Raw genomic sequence first — 3,389 nt, 5'->3', positions numbered from 1 at the left:
GGAGAACACCAACATGTACATTCCAAATCGAAGTGCAACAAACAGCCACGTTTTTCATGGTCTCTAATCTATGAAAAACACCGCGGGTTTGCCCCGCGGCCGGGGCGCGTAGCCCCGAAGAGCGATACCGGCAATACAAAAAAAGGAGCCCCCCTTTTGTGGGACTCCCTAAGATTAATTATCTTTGTATTGTAATGTATAAACAATTAACCTCGGAGCAAAGGTCGCAAATTTTTGCCTTACTCCAAAGAAAAAGTCCAAGAAAAGAGATTGCCCATATTGTGGGCATCAGTCAATCCACGCTTTCCCGTGAATTAAAACGCAACGGCAATCCATCGGGCAAGTATGTCTGGTTCAAGGCACATGACAAGGCCATGGCGCGTAGGAAGCGTTCCACCTCCAATGCTGCGCTTGCCCCTGAGCTGGTATGGAGAATAAAACAAGCCATCATCGAGGAGCAATACTTGAGTTCGGGATAAGTTTAGCATGAAAAAAGTTCCAACTGCCTTGATTTTTCCACATACACCGGCAGTGCCTCCGGCTTGTTCTCAAAGAAGCAGTATGCTGTAAGGGCAGAACACAAGTTCATGATAAAGTTGTGTATCGAGCGGTGTCTCGAGTGAACAAGGTTGGCCTTGTTCTTGAGCAGTTCGTTAATGCACTCGATGATGTATCTTTTCCTCAGCATGATCTTGTCCCACATAGGCATCAGTTTGTTCTTCATCTTAGCCTTGAGCCCATGAACGAGTTGGATACCTTGACCGAACAGGCTCTCGAAGAGTTCCTGCCTGATGTATCCTCTGTCGGCGAAGACCTTCCCAAACAAGACCTTTGCAAACACCGTCCATACCCTGCTATCAATACTCCTTGAAATTGCGATATGTGCCGAAATGATAGCATACTGGAATGGTCATAATCTCACTTTCGGAGAGGCTGCCCTTGCGGTTTCGGTAGCGTTTGCCGTCACTGTTATGGGACGGCAGACGCAGGTTTTTCGCAAATTCGGCACTCAAATTCTTATCAAACTCGTCGATTATACAGAAAATTTCTGTAATTTTGTCCTTGGTAATCATCGCTTAGTTGTTTTGTAAGTTATTGATTTACAACTATAAAGTTACAAAAAACAAGTGAGATTACCAACTTTTATAAGAACTTTCTTAACCCGAACTCACGTATTATATCGGTTATAACTCTATCTTTTTTAGGGTGCAAGAGTCCGGTTTTCATCCTTTACTGTCTTGTACTTTCGATAAAAAAGACAAAGTTCTGCGTATGCCCATGAAGCCCAAATGGGGATGTATTTGAATAAAAGCGTGAGAATCTTGCCAGCAGCCTTTAAGAGACCGATGAGAATTAGCCCTGCCAGACACAACAATCCAAGAATGGCCTTGCCAACGTATTTCCCAATTAATCCCCCAATATAGACAGGCAATGATACTACTACAAACATAATATTCCTTTTTAGATTAAATGATGCGCTAATTTGCAATGTGATATATTCGTATATCAAATATATAAAATTATTTCATCATTTTGGATTGTTGCTTGTTTTTTCCTCTTGTTGAATAATTCTTGTTATCCTTTTACAGCCGTAGGCCCGAAGAATACTGGGAGGACATTCCCTTCTCAAAACGGTCGGAGAAGTAGGTGATTTCTCTTCTTGAAAGACCTGCATCCTGCGCCATCGCCTCCCAATACTTCATGTTCCGGGTTACGTCCATGATGATGCCCCTCGCGGTGGTATCGTCCAGCATGTAGAGTTCGTGGGCTTCGTACAGGCGGTTCAGGTCGCTGTCGTTAGAGTGAACGTCTATCAGCAGGGCCTGATAGAGGCTGTTGGTCGGGTTCATGTCGTAGGCAGGAGAAAACTCCCAGCCTCGCTTGCCCAGCAGGAAGGCATGGTTCCTGAAGTGGTCGTCAGCATTGCCTATGCAGATGTTGAAGGCTACTCTTCTATAAAGCTCTTCTAGGTCGGCCTCTATTCTTGTGCCGCCACCAGTTACGATGAAGTCCACCATGTCGAGGTAGCCCTTGCCGGTCTTCTCGCCGTCTCCGTCCGAGAAACCAAGCAGCGTGAGGGAGGATGCCATGTGAACTCTTCGGTTGTCGTCCGTCCTGTCAAACCGTCTTGACAGCAGGATGTCCTGACCGGTTCCAGCCGTGATTACCTCCGTCTGTGCGGCACTGATGCCACACTCCTTGGCCATCAGATGAGCAAAATGCTCCCAGCGAGACACGTTCAGCGTGTCTTTGACCGACGGAAACTTGGCAAGATAGAGGTGGCCTCCACGCTCCACGCAAGCCTTTGGACGTGCTCCACCCATCGAGGAACCGGGTTGGAAAAGACGCTGTACCCACTTTTCTTCGGGTGCCATGTGCCTGTAATCGCTCTTCTCTATCTCTCTGGCGGCTTGCAGCAGCTCGTCGATGTGAAGGACAGGTGGAACGGAATAGTCGGGCGTGGCACTGATATAGACACCTTCGGCAGATTCCTTGAAACGGAAACCGCCCATGCGAAGGGAATCTTCCACACCTTTAAGATAATCCCAGTCTGATAGTGCAGTCCTGCCCTTTGCCTTCTGTTCCTGTGCCGCGCGGAGGTCTATCAGCCGTCGCCCCCACCTGTCGGGCAGCGCGTCGGAGAAGCAGCCAAAGATGCGGTTGCCAACCGGGCTGTATTGGATGCCTGTGAACGGCTGCAGATCTCTGCCAAGGATAATGTCCGAATGGCGATTCAGCCAGTTTTTGTCGAACTCAAATGAGAACACGTCAGACCCTCGCAGGGACTCATGCTCCAGCGTGCCGATTTTCTCTTCTTTTTCCAGCCAGTCGAAACCGGCCATCACATCCAGTTTTTCCATTTCCTATTTCTTTGATGCCCTTTTCCTGTTCTTCATCTCCATATCCTGCACCATGTGGCCGAGGATGTCGTCCTTGGCAAGACCGAGGATATCGTCTTCGAGTTGCAGGGCGTTCAACACTCTCACCACCACGCCAAGGGAAACGGCAGACGACCCTTTCTCCAGTCGGGAAAGCGTCAGACGACTGCATTGCGCACGCTGTGCCACCTGATCCATCGTCAGGTTTCTGCGAAGTCTCGCGAGGCGGAACTGTTCTCCCACGATGTCCAGCTTTTGCTGCAAACCACGGGTCATCCAGCTTGATTTGCTAAATTTCGTCATAATGTATCTTTTACTCTGCAAAGATACAAAATAATGTGTAATAAATAATACTTTATGGCTCTTTTTACAATAAATCAATTGTATCAGACAGCTTTTGCAGGTAATTCTTCTTTATGTTGCTCAAATCCCTGTCTATTTCCTCCCTTATCATTTCCATCTTGGCCTTGACAACGGTATTGAGCGAGAAGGACTTGGTATAGCGGTCTG

3 protein-coding genes and 2 pseudogenes are annotated in these 3,389 nt (G+C 47.6%); 1 reads left to right on the top strand and 4 read right to left on the bottom strand.

All coding sequences use genetic code 11. The features are described 5' to 3' along the window. Positions 1–194: 194 nt before the first annotated feature. Positions 195–464: pseudogene (locus tag HMPREF6485_RS10660) on the top strand (helix-turn-helix domain-containing protein); the annotation flags it as partial. Positions 465–481: 17 nt separating this feature from the next. On the opposite strand, the pseudogene HMPREF6485_RS13720 reads toward HMPREF6485_RS10660, so the two are convergent. From HMPREF6485_RS13720 to HMPREF6485_RS10635, 4 genes and pseudogenes are all read right to left on the bottom strand, one after another. Next, positions 482–1,073 (bottom strand): annotated as a pseudogene (locus tag HMPREF6485_RS13720) (transposase). Positions 1,074–1,201: 128 nt separating this feature from the next. After that, the gene (locus HMPREF6485_RS10645; protein ID WP_004346475.1) at positions 1,202–1,450 is read right to left on the bottom strand and encodes a hypothetical protein; all 249 of its coding nucleotides are present in this window, start codon (positions 1,448–1,450) and stop codon (positions 1,202–1,204) included. Positions 1,451–1,583: 133 nt separating this feature from the next. Then, a complete protein-coding gene (locus HMPREF6485_RS10640; RefSeq protein WP_004346472.1) occupies positions 1,584–2,861 on the bottom strand; it encodes a type II toxin-antitoxin system HipA family toxin in 1,278 nt (425 codons plus the stop codon). A 3-nt stretch (positions 2,862–2,864) separates the two neighbouring features. Next, a complete protein-coding gene (locus tag HMPREF6485_RS10635) occupies positions 2,865–3,182 on the bottom strand; it encodes a helix-turn-helix domain-containing protein (protein WP_004346470.1) in 318 nt (105 codons plus the stop codon). Positions 3,183–3,389: the final 207 nt, after the last annotated feature.

Origin of the sequence: Segatella buccae ATCC 33574, from assembly GCF_000184945.1 — a bacterium.
GTDB classification, from domain to species: domain Bacteria; phylum Bacteroidota; class Bacteroidia; order Bacteroidales; family Bacteroidaceae; genus Prevotella; species Prevotella buccae.
The sequence above is the reverse complement of the archived record's forward strand: the minus strand, read 5'-3'. Positions and strand labels throughout refer to the sequence as shown.